The organism is Bradyrhizobium sp. Mp27 (genome assembly GCF_029953005.1).
Classification (GTDB): Bacteria; Pseudomonadota; Alphaproteobacteria; order Rhizobiales; family Xanthobacteraceae; genus Bradyrhizobium; species Bradyrhizobium barranii.
In genome coordinates, this window is record NZ_JASAUS010000073.1 from 1 (window position 1) to 14,920 (window position 14,920).

Here is a 14,920-nt window from a genome sequence, read left to right on the forward strand (position 1 = left end):
TAAACGTCCTGCCTGACCGGCTACTGCTGTTCAGCGGCGCTGACGGCGATCATCAGGTGGGGGAGTTTCAAGTGACCATACCCGGGGGATTTTGACCGACCCACGGGGGGCGATGGGACGGGCGCTGGTGCGCGATCCCCTGCTCTTCCTGTTCGACGAGCCGCTCTCCAATCTCGATGCGAAGCTGCGCGTCGAGATGCGGATGGAGATCAAGCGGCTGCACCAGCGTATCGGCGCCACCATCATCTATGTCACCCACGACCAGATCGAGGCGATGACGATGGCAACACGCATCGCCGTGATGCATCGAGGCGTGGTGCAGCAGTTCGCCGATCCGGACACCGTCTACCGCTATCCGGCCAATCTGTTCGTCGCCCGCTTCATGGGTTCGCCGCCGATGAACACCATGCCGGGGCGGCTCGAGGCCGATAGTAGCGGACTGATAGCCGTGATCGGCGCGGGGCGACCGGACGAGGTTCGTCTGCGCCTGCATGGACACGACGGGGCGGCGCCCTACGTCGGCCGCGACGTGGTCGTCGGGATCAGGCCGGAATGCATCGCCGAGGCCAGCCGCATCTTTTCCGGCGAGGCGCCCGTCCTCGTCGACGCGCCGGTCGAGATGATCGAGCCGACCGGCGCCGAGACAATCGTGCTGCTGCGTCTCGGCGGTGAGACTGCGCTGGCGCGCATCACCCCGGATATCCGTCCCGCGCCCGGCGCGACCGCCACCTTCGCGCTCGACACGCGGCGCATTTGCCTGTTTGACCCTGAAACGGAGCGGCTGATCGCATGACCCGGACCATCTATCCCAGCCTTGCCGGCCGCGTTGTGTTGATCACCGGTGGCGCCAGCGGCATCGGTGCCGTCTTCGTGCGCGCCTTCGCGACCCAGGGCGCCCGTGTCGCCTTCCTCGACATCGATGCGGGCGCCGGCGAGGCGCTGGTGCGGGACGTCGCGGCCACATCCGGCTCCGCGCCCCTGTTTGTGCCCTGCGACCTCCTCGACATCGACGCCTTGCGCGCTGCGATGGCAGGGGTGCACGGATCGCTCGGCGATGCCGCAGTCCTCCTCAACAATGCCGCCAACGACCAGCGTCAGGTGCTGTCTGAGGTGACGCCGGCCGAATTCGACTGGACGATCGGCGTCAATCTCAAGCACGTCTTCTTTGCGGCCCAGGCGGTGGTGCCGCAGATGCAGGCGCGCGGCGGCGGCTCGATCATCAACATGTCGTCGGTGGCGTGGATCCGCGGTGCGCCGGCGCTGCCGGTCTATGCCGCGGCGAAGGCGGCGATCGTCGGCTTCACCAATTCGCTGGCCAGATCAGTCGGCCCCGACCGCATTCGCGTCAACGCGATCGCGCCCGGCATGGTGATCACCGAGCGCCAGCGCCGGCTCTGGTTTCCGGACGAGCAGAAGATCTCCGAGCTGCGCACCCGCCAGGCGGTTCCCGATGCGGTGACGCCCGAGGACATCGCCAGCATGGCGCTGTTTCTCGCATCCGACGAGAGCCAGCGTATCACCAGCCAGTGTTTTCGGGTCGACGGCGGCCTCGCCTAGGACTGTAGGGTGGACAAAGCAAAAGCGTGCCCACCACCTCTCCGCAACCGAGAAGGAAATGGTGGGCACGCTTCGCTTTGCCCACCCTACGAAGCCGTCTGTTGCCGCCTGCCCTTGCGCATCGTTGCGAGCACGATGTCGGCGGCGAGCACGCTCGGCGACTTGTTTCCGGTGGACATGATGGTGTCGAGCCGTGCGAACGCGTCGACCTGTCGTTTGCGCAGCGGCGTGTCCGTGAGCAGCTCCGACAGTGCCGGCGTCAGCTTCTCCGGTACGCAGTCCTCCTGCAAGAACTCCGGAATGACATCCTCGCCGATCACGAGATTGGCGAGGATCACCGAGGAGACGCGGATCGCGCGGCGCAGGATGAAGGCTTCGATCGCGCCGACGCGATAGGCCGTCACCATCGGAATGCCTGATAGCGCGAGCTCCAGCGTCACGGTGCCGGATTTGGCCAGCGCCGCGCGCGCGGTTCGGAACGCGGCGCGCCTCTCGGTCTCGCCGACCACGATTTGCGGCTTGACCGGCCAGCTCGCGATGCCTTCGCGGATGGTGGCTTCGAGATGCGGCATGGTCGGCAGCTTCAGTTCGAAGGCGCGGCCTTCGGCCTGGAGCCGTCCGAGTGTCGCGCCAAACACGTCGAGATGGTGCCTGATCTCGCTGCGGCGGCTGCCGGGCAGCACCAGCAGAACCGGCGGCTCGGCATCGCGGCGCCGCTGCTCCTCCGCATTTGGCCGCAGCGACGGCAATTGCTCGATCAGGGGATGGCCGACATAGCTGCATGGCGGCCCGCCGAGCTTGCGGTATTCCTCCGGCTCGAACGGCAACAGGCCAAGCACATGATCGACGTAGCCGAGCATGGTCCGCGCCCGTCCCGGCCGCCAGGCCCAGAGCTGCGGCGAGACGTAGTCGACGACCGGGATCGCGGGATTCTTCGCACGCACGCGGCGGGCAACGCGATGGGTGAAATCGGGGCTGTCGATGATGACGAGCGCGTCGGGCGCAGCCTCCAGCACGGCGTCCACGGTCTGGCGGATCAGCCGCAATATCTTCGGCAATTGCTGGACCACCGCGGCGAAGCCGACGATCGACAGCTCCTCGATCGGAAACAGCGTCTCGAGCCCCTCGCGCGCCATGGTCCGGCCGCCGACGCCCACGAACTGCACGCCGTCGCCGAGCCGCTGGCGCAACACCTTCATCAAGGCGCTGCCGAGCCGGTCGCCGGATTCCTCCGTCGCGATCAGGAAGATCTTTCGCTTGGGATCGCGGCTCTGCATCACGCCGTCAGGCCGATGACGAAGAGATATTTGGCGTCGGCAAGCGAGATCATCGCCTGCGGCTCGGCGGCGATGGTGTTGCCGGCGACGACGGCGATGCCGGCCAGTCCGGCGCGAGCGACGCCTTCGAGGGTACGCGGGCCGATCGTCGGCAGGTCGAAGCGCAAATCCTGCCCGCTCTTCGGCACCTTCACCAGCACCCCGCGTCCTGTCGCAGCGCGGATGCGACCTTCCTCGCGCAGGCGTGCCACGCGCGCGAGCAGCGCGTCGGTGCCCTCGATATCCTCGATCGCCACCACATGGCCGTCGATCACGACCGCGGCCTGGCCGATGTCGAACGGGCCGAGCGCGGTCAGCACCGCGCGGCCGCGCTCGATGTCGGCCTTGCTGTTGTCGTTCGGCCAGGCGCGGCTGATGCAGCCCTCGGGCATCAGCAGATCCGGCGCGACATCCTTGATGCCGACCATGCGAAAGCCGCCCTGTTCGAGAATGCGCCCGACGCCGGACAACAGATGATCGTCGCCGCCGCGGAAGGCGCGGATGACGTTGCCGAGCAGGCGCAGTGTCGTGACGTCGAACCTTATTTCGGACAGCGCGGGCCGCACCAATGTGCCGATGAAGATCAGATCTCGGCAGCCCTCCTCGCGGAACAGCCGCATGGCGCGGCCGAGCTGGCCGACCGAGATCCAGCGATGGCGGAATTGCTCCACCCGCGTCGGATCGCAGGCGCCACGCAGCGGGAACAGCACCGGCGTGATGCCGCGCGCGGCAAGCGAGTCGGCGACCGCGAACGGCATCGCGCCGCCGCCGGCGACGACGCCGACCGGCGACGAAATCTCCGAAGCCGCCGATGTCATGCCCGCGGCCATCCCGAAATCACTTCTCGATGGCGGGAAGACAGATCGGGCGATGCTTGCGCTTGCCGATGAAGTCGAGGATCTCGGCAATCGCGGGATCTTCGCTCGCGAGCGGCTGGGCCGCCGCGAGCCGCTCGGCGAACGTGCCGGGGCCGTGGAAGAGTTTTTGGTAGAACGATTGCACGGTTGCGCGCCGCTGCTTGGTGAACTGACGCCGTTTCATGCCGATGAGATTGAGGCCTTCCAGCGCCGCATACTGGCCGTTGGCGAGGCCGAACGGAATGATGTCGTCGCGAACGCCCGAGAGGCCGCCGACCATCACCTGCGGGCCGATGCGCGTGAGCTGATGCACCGCCGACAGGCCACCGATATAGACGAAATCGCCGATCTCGCAGTGGCCGCCGAGCGTCGCCGAGGTCGCGAAGATCACGTTGTTGCCGACCATGCAGTCATGGCCGACATGGCTGTTGTTCATGAAGTAGCCGCCGTTGCCGACGCGTGTCAGCCCGCCGCCCTTGATGGTGCCGACATTCATCGTCGCGCCTTCGCGGATGGTGCAGCCGGAGCCGACCTCCAGCCTGGTCGGCTCGCCCTTGTAGCTGAGATCCTGGGGCGCGCCGCCCAGCACCACGAATGGCGAGATCACGCAGCCGTCGCCGATCGAGGTGTGGCCAATGACCGTGACTTGTCCGATCAGCTTGCAGTTCGCGCCGATCACGGCATTCGGACCGATGATGCAGAAGGGTCCGATCTCGGTACCCTCGCCGATCACGGCGCCGTCCTCGACCCGTGCGGTGGGATCAATCTTACTCATCAAGCAATCTGACTCATCAAGAAGGTCTGATCATGTGTTGAAGTCGCTCGGTTTTCCGGTGGTTAGCGCGACTATGCCCGATCTGTCCAGTGACGTATCATCTCGGCCTGTTTCAGGCGCCGGATGAGCTGGCCGTCCTAAAGCACGATGAAATTGGGATGAATCATCATCGCGCTTCAGGCTATTGTTTAAGCATGATCCTTTCGGGAAACCGCTGCACACTTTTCCGGATCATGCTCTAGCCCTTCAACGCCTTCATGTGGAGCTTGAAGTCATCGTGGTCAGGGCCCTGGCAGTTCTGCTCGCACAGCTCGCGGCCGCCCCGATCGTCTCCGAGACGGTCGAGACCGGCGAACGTCGCTTCGTCGATCTCGCGACGTTCGAGTGCCGCGACATCACCCGCAGCACGGTGCTTCAGCGGGTCTGCTACGACGGCGCGCGGCAGGACCTCATCGTCGCGATCGACGGCCAATATGATCGCTATTGCGGGGTCGCGGCCGAGACGGTCGACAGCCTGCTCGGCGCGCCGTCGATGGGCCAGTTCTTCAAGCGGAATATCAGGCGCGAGACGGCCGGCGGCCGTTACGGCTGCGGCGCATAATCCATTTGCGCTGGCTTAAGCCGCTCAGTCCGTCAGCATGGCGCCGACGTCGGCTTCGGCAACGATCTGGCCGTTGACCTTGGCGTCACCGTGAAACCACCACATCGCCTTGCGGCGGCCGATCGAACGCATGTGATATTCGATGGTGTCGCCGGGCAGCACCGGCTTGCGGAACTTGCACTTGTCGATGGTGAGGAAATACACCGCGCGCGGCTTCTCGGTGCCCTCGACCGAGGTGATGCCGATCACGCCCGCGGTCTGCGCCATCGCTTCGATCATCATCACGCCGGGATAGACCGGGCGTTCCGGGAAATGCCCCTGGAAGGCCGGCTCGTTGAAGGTGACGTTCTTGATGCCAATGCCGCTGTAATCGGCGCGGATATTGATCACCCTGTCGATCAGCAGCATCGGGAAACGGTGCGGCAGCGTCCGGAGGATCGCGTTGATATCCACCAGCTCGAATTTGATCGGTGATTCCTCCGTCATTCCCGTCCCTCGTTCTTCGGATCGGCCCTGCTGTCGCGTACCAGGCGCTCCACCGCGATAATTTCCTTGAACCACTGCTTGGTCGGCTTGGCGAAAAAGCCGCCCCAGCGTCCGTTCGGCGGGATGTCGTCCTTGACGCCGCTCATCGCGGTGACCTGGGCCCCATCGCCGATCTTGAGGTGATTGTTGATGCCAACCTTTGCTCCCAGCGCCACGTTGTCGCCGATCGTCAGGCTGCCTGCGAGCCCGATCTGGGCCGCCAGCAGGCAGTTCCGACCGATGGTCACATTGTGGCCGATCTGGACCTGGTTGTCGATTTTGGTGCCCTCCCCGATCACCGTGTCGCGCAGGGAGCCGCGATCGATGGTGGTGCCGGCGCCGACTTCCACATTGTTCTGGATCAGCACGCGGCCGGTCTGGGGCACCTTGAGATGGCCTTCGGGGCCGAAGAAGATGAAGCCATAGCCGTCCTGGCCGATCGAGCAGCCGGGATGGATCAGTACGTTGTTGCCGATCAGCGCGCACTGGATGGCTGTGCGGGCGCCGACATTGCAGTCCCGGCCGATCTTGACGCCGGGACCGATGACCACACCGGCCCCGATCACGGTGCCGCTGCCGATCTCGACGTCAGCGCCGATGACGGTCAGGGGATCGACGATGACGTCGTCCTCCAGCCGGGCCGAGGGATCGATGATGGCCGACGGGGCGATGCCGTCATTGCCGACCCAGGACTGCGGGCGCAGCGCATCGCCGTGCCATTCCCGGGCGAGCCCGACGAAGGCGCGGAACGGCTGCGCCACCCGCAGCACAGCCACATGCGCAGGCACCTGGGCCTCGAAGCGCGGACTCACAAGGCAAGCCCCGGCCTTGGTCGCCTTGAGCTCGTCGGCATATTTGAGGTTGTCGAAGAACGCCAGATGCATCGGGCCGGCTTCGTCGAGCGAAGCAAGACCGGTAATGACGTGACCGCCCCTGGCAGGGTCAACGAGCTGCGCCTTGGTCAGCGCTGCAATGTCAGCCAGCGCTGAGGCCGGCGGCTTTTTGAAGAAGGTCGGTTGCGCCATTCCACCCCATCGCGGTCCGGCTTCGGCATGAAGCGGTCAGGCCGCATCATGCCTTATCTCACGGATTGAGCACGATCTTTTTGGAAACCGACCCCAACAAGGGGCCGGCTCATGCCCTGCTGATCGAATTAGAACGAGGTGCCGCCGCCGAACCGGAACTCCTGGGTACGGTCGTACTTGCCCTTGGTGAGCGGCACGGCGTAGTCGAAGCGCAGCGGTCCGAATGGCGACTGCCAGATCAGGCCGACACCAACCGACGAACGGACGACGTTGCCGTTGTCATACACCAGGCCGGTACAGGTTCCAGACGTGGGCGGGTTGATGGTCGACGCCGTGCAATTCGAGTTCCTGGTCGTGGTCACCTCGTTGGTGAACGACCACGTCGTTGGGCCCTGATAGTCGAACAGGCCACCCGCATCGGCATAGACCGCGCCCTTCAGACCCACTTCCTTCGGCAGGAACCAGAACGGCATCTGCAATTCGAACGAAGCGCCCCAATATTTGGTGCCGCCAAGCGCGTCCTGCGTACCGAAGGGATTCAAATCGCGCGGGCCGATGCCGTTCGGAGCAAAGCCGCGGACGAGATTCGGGCCCATCTGGAACTGATCCAGCATGCGGATCTCGTTGTTGCCGATCTTGTTCAGCATGCCGCCCTGAAGGTGGACGAGGCCGACGATGTCGGACACCAGCGGAGCGTAGTACTTCGCATCGACGACGGACTTCAGGTAGGTGACGTCGCCGCCCACACCGGCGAAATCCTGACGGAAGTCGACGAGCAGACCGTCGGTGGGGTTCTTGTTGTTGTCCAGCGTGTTGTAGGTCAGCGTGTAGCCGAGCGCCGAGGTCAGGGTCTTGCCGCCGGCAAGCTCCTTGCGGACCGGCAGCGAGGCTTCGCCGTCGGAGTAGCAGCCGAGACCGCCGGTCGAGGCAGCCAGAGGAATACCAGTCGCTGCCGAGAAAGCCGGGCTCGGATTGAAAGCCGGATTGGGCGTCACACCGTCCGCGAGGAACTGGTTGTTGTTACAGTTCGCCAAGTAGGACGGCAGCGTGATTTCCTGCTGGTAGATCGAGTAGCGCACCTGGAGCGCCAGATCTTCACGCAAGGAGAAGCCGAGGCGCGGCGAGAAGCCGAGCGTCTTGGTGCCGTAGGAGATGTAGCTGTTGGCCAGCTGCTGGCGCTGATAGAGGTCGAGACCGAGCGCGACGCGGTAGTCGAGCAGATACGGTTCGACGAACGACAGCGAATAGCCGCGCGCATACTGGCCGTAGGTCACCGAAGCCTTGGCGAACAGGCCGCGGCCGAGCAAATTGCGCTCGGAGATCGAGACTTCGGCGAGCGCGCCGTCGGTCGTCGAGTAACCGCCCGAGACCGAGAAGTCGCCGGTCGATTTCTCTTCGAGATCGACGATCAGGACCACGCGGTCGCTGGAGGAGCCCGGCTCCGTCGTGATCTTCACGCTCTTGAAATAGTCGAGGTTCTTCAGGCGGCGCTCGGCACGGTCGACCAGCGCGCGGTTGTAGGCATCGCCCTCGGAGATGTCGAACTCGCGGCGGATCACGTAGTCGCGTGTGCGGGTGTTGCCGCGGACGTTGATGCGCTCGATATAGGTGCGCGGGCCTTCGTCGATATTGAACACGACGGCGACGGTGTGCGCCTCGAAATTACGGTCGCCGCCGGGACGGACCACGGCGAAGGCATAGCCGCGACGCGACGCCTCGATCTGCATTTCCTCGACCGACTTCTCGACCGATTCGACGTTGTAGAGCGCGCCTACATTGACGCGCGAATAGTTGCGCATCGTGGTCGGATCGAAGTTCGGAATGGAGGAGCGGAAGTCGACGGTACCGACGCGGTACTGCGAGCCTTCCTCGATCTTGAAGGTGACGTTGAAGCCCTTCTTCTCCGGATCGTATTCGGTGAGCGCGGCGACCACCTGGACGTCGGCGAAACCGTTCTTGAGATAGAAACGGCGAATCAGGTCGCGGTCGGCCTCGACGCGATCGGGATCGTAGATGTCGTTGCTGGCGAGGAAGCTCAGCAGGTTCGATTCGTGCGTCTTGATGACGTCGCGCAGACGGTAGGACGAGAACGCGCTATTGCCGATGAACTCGATCGACTTGACGCCGGTCTTGGCGCCCTCCTCGACCGTGAAGACCAGGTCGACGCGGTTATTCGGCTGCTCGATGATCTCGGGCGTAACGCGGACGTCATAGCGGCCCGAGCGGCGGTAGATTTCGGCGATTCGCAGGGTGTCGGACTGCACCATGGCGCGGGAGAAGGTGCCGCGCGCCTTGGACTGGACCTCAGCGGTGAGCTGCTCGTCCTTGATCTTCTTGTTGCCCTCGAACGCGATGCGGCCGATCACCGGGTTTTCCACCACAGAGACGATGATCTGGCCACCGGAACCGCGATTGATTCGCACGTCCTGGAACAGGCCGGTCTCGATCAGGGCCTTCAGGCCGTCATCGATGGCGCCCTGATCCAGGCGGCCACCCGGGCCCGGCTTGAAATAGGAGCGGATCGTCTCCACCTCGACACGGCGATTTCCTTCGACGGAAATAAACTGGACGGTCTGAGCAAGCGCAGACGAAGACACAAAACCAGCCCCAACCGGGGCAAGCACCGGCGCGCCGAACAAGATCAGGGATGCGAGCAAGCCCCCCCGGAGTCGCAGTCCAAACTTCATTGCGCAACGCGCCCTTATCAGTACCAGACCCAACCCCAACGCCGGTCCGGGAGATTCCCCAAGTTCGAAGCCGCTTGTAGCCAATTTCCCCGATGTCGCAAACGGCCGCTGACACCGTAATTTCAATTTCATTCCAAGACGTTGCTCATGAGCAACGCCACAAAAAAGCCCGTATCAGGAAGCTGCCATCCGCAAGATGTCGTTATAGGTGGCAAACACCATCAGCATCAGCACCAAACCGAGCCCGATTCGGAACCCCATCTCCTGAGTCCGCTCGGACAGGGGTCGGCCCCGGACCACCTCCGCCGCGTAGAACATCAGGTGACCGCCATCGAGCAGCGGGATCGGGAACAGGTTCAACAGCCCGATCGACACCGACAGCACCGCGCACAGATTGATCACGAACTGGAACCCGGCGCTGGCCGCCTGCCCCGACATCTTGGCGATGCCGAGCACGCCGCTGACCTCGTTGGGATTGCCTTGTCCGACAAACAGCGAGCCAAGGAACTTGAAGGTGCTGGTGATGATGAACCAGACCTGCTCGACCCCGATCTTGAGCGCTTCGCCGACGCCGACCGGCGTGGTCGAGGCCTCGCCGGCCTGGGACTTGTGCTCGACGCCGAGCACGCCGAGGCGGTGGCTATTGCCGAACGGATCCTTGCGCTCGAGCAGCGCCGGCGTCGCGGTCAGGGAGACGATGGCGCCGTCCCGCTTGACCTGGAAGGCAAGCGCCGAACCCGCATTCATCGCAACGATTCGCTGCATGTCGGCAAAGCTCTCGATCGGCTTGCCGTCGATCTGCACGACGACGTCGCCGATCTTGAAGCCGGCCGTGGCCGCAGCACCGTCGGCGACGACGCCGTCGACGCGGGCGATCGTGCTCGGCTTGCCATAATAAAGCGCCATGGCGGCGAAGATCAGTGCGCCCAGGATGAAATTGGCGATCGGTCCGGCCGCGACGATGGCGGCGCGCGGGCCGACCTTCTTGTGATGGAAGCTGCCGGCGCGCTCCTCGGCCGTCATGGCCGCGAGCGTCTCGGCCGACGGGGTCGAAGCCTCGCTCTCGTCGCCGAAGAACTTGACGTAGCCGCCGAGCGGGATCGCCGAAATCTTCCAGCGGGTGCCATGGCGGTCGTTGAAGCCGACCAGCTCCGGTCCGAAACCGAGCGAGAAGGTCAGCACCCGAACGCCCGCCCAGCGCGCGACCAGGAAATGGCCGAGCTCATGGAAGAACACGACGATCGTCAGGACGAACAGGAAGGGAACCGCGTAGCCGAGGAGCCCATGGCTCAACGTATTGAAACTATGGACGAAAAAGTCGATCATCGAATTCCCTCATCCAGCGCCGCAAGGCCCTGGCCCCGTGCCATCTAGGATGCCTTTAAGGCAATTTGAGGCAATAGGGCGGCAGCTCTATTTCGCGCAACATGGTCAACAGAGATTGCATCGTCGGCGGACGTCAGGGGAGCCTGGTTCCCGCCGCGAATCCAGTCGTCCAACGTCGCCTCGACCAGCCGCGCGATCGCGCCGAACCGGATCTTGCCGGCGATGAACGCGGCGACCGCGACCTCGTTGGCGGCGTTGTAGACAGTGGTCGCCCCCTTCCCGGTCCGGAGCGAATCGAAGGCCAGCCGAAGTCCGGGGAAGCGCTCGAAATCCGGCGCCTCGAAGGTCAGCTGGCCGATCTTGGCCAGATCGAGCTTGGCCGCCGGCCCCTTGATGCGATCGGGCCAGCCGAGGCAGTGCGCGATCGGCGTGCGCATGTCGGGAGAACCGAGCTGGGCCACCACCGAACGGTCGGAGAACTCGACCATGCCGTGGATGATCGACTGCGGATGCACGAGGACGTCGATCTCGTCGGGCGAGAGCGCGAACAGATAGGACGCCTCGATCACCTCGAGGCCCTTGTTCATCATCGAGGCGGAATCGATCGTGATCTTCTGGCCCATGCTCCAGTTCGGATGCTTCAGGGCCTGCTCGAGTGTCGCCTGCTCGATGTCGGCGGGCTTCCAGGTCCGGAACGGCCCGCCCGAGGCAGTGATGATGACGCGGACGAGCTCGTCGCGGTTGCCCGAGCCGAGCGCCTGGAACAGCGCATTGTGCTCGGAATCGGCCGGCAGGATGCAGGCGCCCGCTTTCGCCGCGCGCTGCATGAAGAAATCGCCGGCGCAGACGAGACATTCCTTGTTGGCGAGCGCGACATGCGCGCCGCGATCGACCGCGGCCAGGGCCGGCTTCAGTCCGGCGGCGCCACTCACGGCGGCCATCACCCAATCGGCCGGACGCGCGCCCGCTTCGATCACCGCGCTTTCGCCCGCGCCGCATTCCGTGCTCGTTCCCGCGAGCGCAGCCTTGAGTTCGGCGAACTTGGATGTGTCGGCGATCGCGACGTAGCGCGCGGAAAACTCCTTGGCGAGCTTGGCCAGCGCTTCGACATTGCCGTTCGCCGTCAAGGCTTCGACGCGATAGCGCTCGGGAGATGCGCGCAGCAGATCCATCGTGCTGTCGCCGATCGAGCCGGTGGCGCCGAGAACCGTGACACTGCGGACGGTCGACGCCGCAGCCTTGTTGTTACGCAATGGGACCGCGCTCATATCCTCACCAAACCATAAGACCGCTTCCGGCGCTATGCACACCATGGCGGAGAAAGCCGATAATCCATGCCATCAGGATGGCGGCAACAAAACCGTCCAGACGGTCCAGTAGCCCGCCATGGCCGGGAATTAAGTGACTGGAATCCTTGACGCCGAAGCGCCGCTTCACCGCGGATTCGAACAGATCGCCCGCCTGCGATACCACCGACAGGATGGCGCTGACGAGCAGGAGTGGAACCGCTTTTCCGATCCCGCACGCCGCAAAGCCGGCCGCAACCAAAAGGCTCGCCGCGAAGCCGCCGAACGCCCCAGACCAGGTCTTCTTCGGGCTCACGCGCGGCCATAGTTTCGGCCCGCCAATGCTGCGTCCGGCGAAATAACCGCCGATATCGGTCGCCCACACCACGAGCAGCACGAACATCAGCGCGGCGAAGCCGTTGACCAGATCCTGCCGCACCAGGATCGAGGCCAGCAGCGCCGCCGATGCGTAGGCGAAGCCGGTGGCCGCCCAGATGAACTTGCTCCGCGCGATCAGCGTCACGATCGCGCCGCCGATGAAGCCGGTGATGATTGCGGTCTTGAGCGCGCCGAAGGCGACGCAGGCCCCCATCATGGCAATGACGATGGTCCCCGCCCCGGTCAGTGCGGCAGACCCCGCGCCCACCACCATCAGCCATTCCGCAAACAGTCCGATCGACACCAGGGTGACGAGAAGCGCCCACAGCCAGCCGCCGGCATAAGCCAGCGCGATGGCGAGCGGCGCCAGCACCAAAGCTGCGAGGACTCGCATCACGAGATTGCTCGGGGCAGGCTTCGCGCCCGTCGATGCGGCGTCGGGTTCGCTCACGAGGCGTTTTTCGCGACCAGACCGCCGAAACGGCGCTCGCGTCTGGCGAATTCGGCGATCGCGCCTTCCAGCGCCGCCTTGTCGAAATCGGGCCAGTGGATCGGCACGAAGACCAGCTCGCTGTAGGCGGCCTGCCACATCAGGAAGTTGGACAGCCGCTGCTCGCCGCTGGTGCGGATGATGAGATCGGGATCGGGAATGTCGGGCGCATCGAGATGAGCCCCGATCGTCTCGGCGTCGATCGTTTCAGGGGCGCGCTTGCCGTCTGCGACTTCCCGCGCGAGCTTCTGGGCGGCTTTCGCGATTTCCTGCCGCGAACCGTAATTGAAGGCAACGACCAGCGTCAGGCGTGTGTTGTCGCGCGTCAGTTCCTCGGCCTCGTTGAGGAGTGCGCAGATGTCGCTATCGAGTCCGTCGCGCTCGCCGATGATGCGGACCTTGACGCCGTCGCGGTGCAGGCTCGCGAGATCGTTGCGGATGAAGCGACGCAGGAGACCAAACAGATCGCCGATCTCGCTCGCCGGGCGCGACCAGTTCTCCGAAGAGAAGGAGAAGATGGTGAGATAGCGGATGCCGAGCTCGTGCGAGGCACGCACCACCCGGCGCAGCGCCTCGACACCGCGGCGATGCCCTTCGGCCCGCGGCAGGCCGCGCGCGGCGGCCCAACGCCCGTTGCCATCCATGATGATGGCGACATGCGCAGGCGCGTCGGACCGGTCGGGTCCTTCGGTTGCTGGCGCGGCGGCGTTGGACATTAGGGAAGCCTTAGACGGTGAGGATTTCTTTTTCCTTGGCAGCCAGCAACTGGTCGATCTCGGAGATAGTGCCGGCGGTCGCCTTCTGCACCTCGTCGGCGTGACGCTTCTGATCGTCTTCCGACATCTCGTGATTCTTCTCGAGCTTCTTGAGGACGTCGAGGCCGTCGCGGCGGACGTGACGCGTGGCGACCTTGGCCGCTTCCGCGTATTTGTGCGCGACCTTGACAAGCTCCTTGCGACGCTCCTCGTTGAGCTCGGGGATGCGCAGGCGCAGCACCTGGCCTTCGGTCGCGGGCGACAGGCCGAGATTGGAATCGACGATCGCCTTCTCGACCGGCTTGACCATCGACTTGTCCCAGACCTGCACCGAGATCAGCCGCGGCTCCGGCACGCTGACGGTGGCAAGCTGGTTGAGCGGCATGTGGCTGCCATAAGCCTCGACCTGCACCGGGTCGAGCATCGAGGCCGACGCGCGCCCCGTGCGCAGGCCGCCAAGCTCGTGCTTGAGGGCCTGGACGGCGCCCTGCATGCGACGCTTCACTTCGTTGAGGTCGAAATTACCCGTGGCCATCACGTTTCTCCTTCAAAATCCCGGCGACCCACTCCGCGCGCCTCAGGCGCGACCGACGAGCCGTCAGCCGGCGACGACGGTTCCGTGGCCGCCGCCACGCAGCACAGCGCCGATCGAACCCGGCTCCGCGATCGAGAATACGATGATAGGCAGCAACGTCTCGCGGGCAAGCGCGAAGGCGGTCGCATCCATCACCTTGTAGCCGCCCTCGATCGCCTGCGAATGCGTCAGCCGGTCGAATCGCGTGGCGGTCGGATCCTTTTTCGGGTCGGCCGAGTAGACGCCGTCGACATTGGTGGCCTTCAGAACAGCCTCGGCTCCGATCTCGGCGGCCCGCAGCACCGCGGTCGTGTCGGTGGTGAAGAACGGATTGCCGGTTCCGCCCCCGAGCAGCACGATCCGGCCCTCGGCGAGGTATTTGTGCGCCGCGGTGCGGGTGAACAGCTCGGAAATCTCGGGCATGACGAAGGCCGACAGCGTACGTGCCGGCGTGCCCTTGCGCTCGATCGTCGCCTCCAGCGCGAGGCAGTTCATCATGGTGGCGAGCATGCCCATGGTGTCGCCGGTGGTGCGCGACACCCCTTGCGAGGACACTTCGACGCCGCGCACGATGTTGCCGCCGCCGATCACCACCGCAACCTCGGTGCCGAGCTGGCGGGCGGCGATCAGATCGTCGGCAACCCGGTCGAGGGTCGGCTGATCGATGCCAAAACCCTGCTGTCCCGCGAGATACTCGCCGGACAGCTTGATCACGACGCGACGATAGACCGGATCAGTCATGAGCACTTTCCCCGCCCGGGCGCCGCT

The 14,920-nt window shown here is 64.9% G+C and carries 14 protein-coding genes and 1 pseudogene; 3 read left to right on the forward strand and 12 right to left on the reverse strand.

What is annotated here, in order from left to right:
• Positions 1–109: 109 nt before the first annotated feature.
• Together QJT78_RS29690 and QJT78_RS29695 are read left to right on the forward strand one after the other, a co-directional pair.
• A pseudogene (locus tag QJT78_RS29690) lies at positions 110–793 on the forward strand (TOBE domain-containing protein); the annotation flags it as partial.
• Positions 790–1,557, forward strand: a complete 768-nt coding sequence (locus QJT78_RS29695; protein WP_038944674.1) for an SDR family oxidoreductase — start codon at positions 790–792, stop codon at positions 1,555–1,557. The pseudogene QJT78_RS29690 and the gene QJT78_RS29695, both read left to right, overlap by 4 nt.
• 86 nt (positions 1,558–1,643) lie before the next feature.
• On the opposite strand, the gene lpxB is transcribed toward QJT78_RS29695, so the two are convergent.
• Genes lpxB through lpxA form a run of 3 tightly spaced genes read right to left on the reverse strand, consistent with a single transcriptional unit; the run spans position 1,644 to position 4,505 of the window.
• Entirely contained in the window at positions 1,644–2,837 is a 1,194-nt protein-coding gene (gene lpxB / locus QJT78_RS29700; RefSeq protein ID WP_085966018.1) for a lipid-A-disaccharide synthase, read from the reverse strand.
• Positions 2,834–3,691 (reverse strand): UDP-2,3-diacylglucosamine diphosphatase LpxI, encoded by an 858-nt coding sequence (gene lpxI / locus QJT78_RS29705; protein ID WP_049807903.1) that lies wholly within the window; start codon positions 3,689–3,691, stop codon positions 2,834–2,836. Before lpxI ends, lpxB begins: the two co-directional genes overlap by 4 nt.
• A 19-nt stretch (positions 3,692–3,710) precedes the next feature.
• A complete protein-coding gene (lpxA, locus tag QJT78_RS29710) occupies positions 3,711–4,505 on the reverse strand; it encodes an acyl-ACP--UDP-N-acetylglucosamine O-acyltransferase (RefSeq protein ID WP_028151689.1) in 795 nt (264 codons plus the stop codon).
• 277 nt (positions 4,506–4,782) lie between these two features.
• On the opposite strand from lpxA, the gene QJT78_RS29715 reads away from it, so the two are divergent.
• A complete protein-coding gene (locus QJT78_RS29715; protein ID WP_038944668.1) occupies positions 4,783–5,106 on the forward strand; it encodes a KTSC domain-containing protein in 324 nt (107 codons plus the stop codon).
• Between the two features lie 24 nt (positions 5,107–5,130).
• Here QJT78_RS29715 and fabZ read toward each other — a convergent pair whose 3' ends face one another.
• The 9 genes from fabZ to pyrH form a co-directional block, all read right to left on the reverse strand.
• Positions 5,131–5,592 (reverse strand): 3-hydroxyacyl-ACP dehydratase FabZ, encoded by a 462-nt coding sequence (fabZ, locus tag QJT78_RS29720; protein ID WP_028151691.1) that lies wholly within the window; start codon positions 5,590–5,592, stop codon positions 5,131–5,133.
• Complete coding sequence (gene lpxD, locus QJT78_RS29725) at positions 5,589–6,656, reverse strand: UDP-3-O-(3-hydroxymyristoyl)glucosamine N-acyltransferase (RefSeq protein WP_028151692.1); 1,068 nt, start codon at positions 6,654–6,656, stop codon at positions 5,589–5,591. Before lpxD ends, fabZ begins: the two co-directional genes overlap by 4 nt.
• A 128-nt stretch (positions 6,657–6,784) precedes the next feature.
• The gene (gene bamA / locus QJT78_RS29730; RefSeq protein WP_038944667.1) at positions 6,785–9,343 is read right to left on the reverse strand and encodes an outer membrane protein assembly factor BamA; all 2,559 of its coding nucleotides are present in this window, start codon (positions 9,341–9,343) and stop codon (positions 6,785–6,787) included.
• 174 nt (positions 9,344–9,517) lie between these two features.
• Positions 9,518–10,669 carry an RIP metalloprotease RseP gene (gene rseP / locus QJT78_RS29735; RefSeq protein ID WP_028151694.1) on the reverse strand — a complete coding sequence of 384 codons (1,152 nt, stop codon included), beginning with the start codon at positions 10,667–10,669 and terminating at the stop codon, positions 9,518–9,520.
• Between the two features lie 44 nt (positions 10,670–10,713).
• Entirely contained in the window at positions 10,714–11,937 is a 1,224-nt protein-coding gene (gene dxr, locus QJT78_RS29740; RefSeq protein WP_028151695.1) for a 1-deoxy-D-xylulose-5-phosphate reductoisomerase, read from the reverse strand.
• A gap of 4 nt (positions 11,938–11,941) precedes the next feature.
• A complete protein-coding gene (locus QJT78_RS29745; protein ID WP_028151696.1) occupies positions 11,942–12,784 on the reverse strand; it encodes a phosphatidate cytidylyltransferase in 843 nt (280 codons plus the stop codon).
• A complete protein-coding gene (locus QJT78_RS29750; RefSeq protein ID WP_014494938.1) occupies positions 12,781–13,539 on the reverse strand; it encodes an isoprenyl transferase in 759 nt (252 codons plus the stop codon). Before QJT78_RS29750 ends, QJT78_RS29745 begins: the two co-directional genes overlap by 4 nt.
• 10 nt (positions 13,540–13,549) lie before the next feature.
• Positions 13,550–14,113: a ribosome recycling factor gene (frr, locus tag QJT78_RS29755; RefSeq protein ID WP_038944666.1), complete on the reverse strand. Its 564-nt coding sequence runs from the start codon at positions 14,111–14,113 to the stop codon at positions 13,550–13,552.
• Positions 14,114–14,176: 63 nt separating this feature from the next.
• Positions 14,177–14,893 (reverse strand): UMP kinase, encoded by a 717-nt coding sequence (gene pyrH, locus QJT78_RS29760; RefSeq protein WP_028151698.1) that lies wholly within the window; start codon positions 14,891–14,893, stop codon positions 14,177–14,179.
• Positions 14,894–14,920 lie beyond the last annotated feature (27 nt).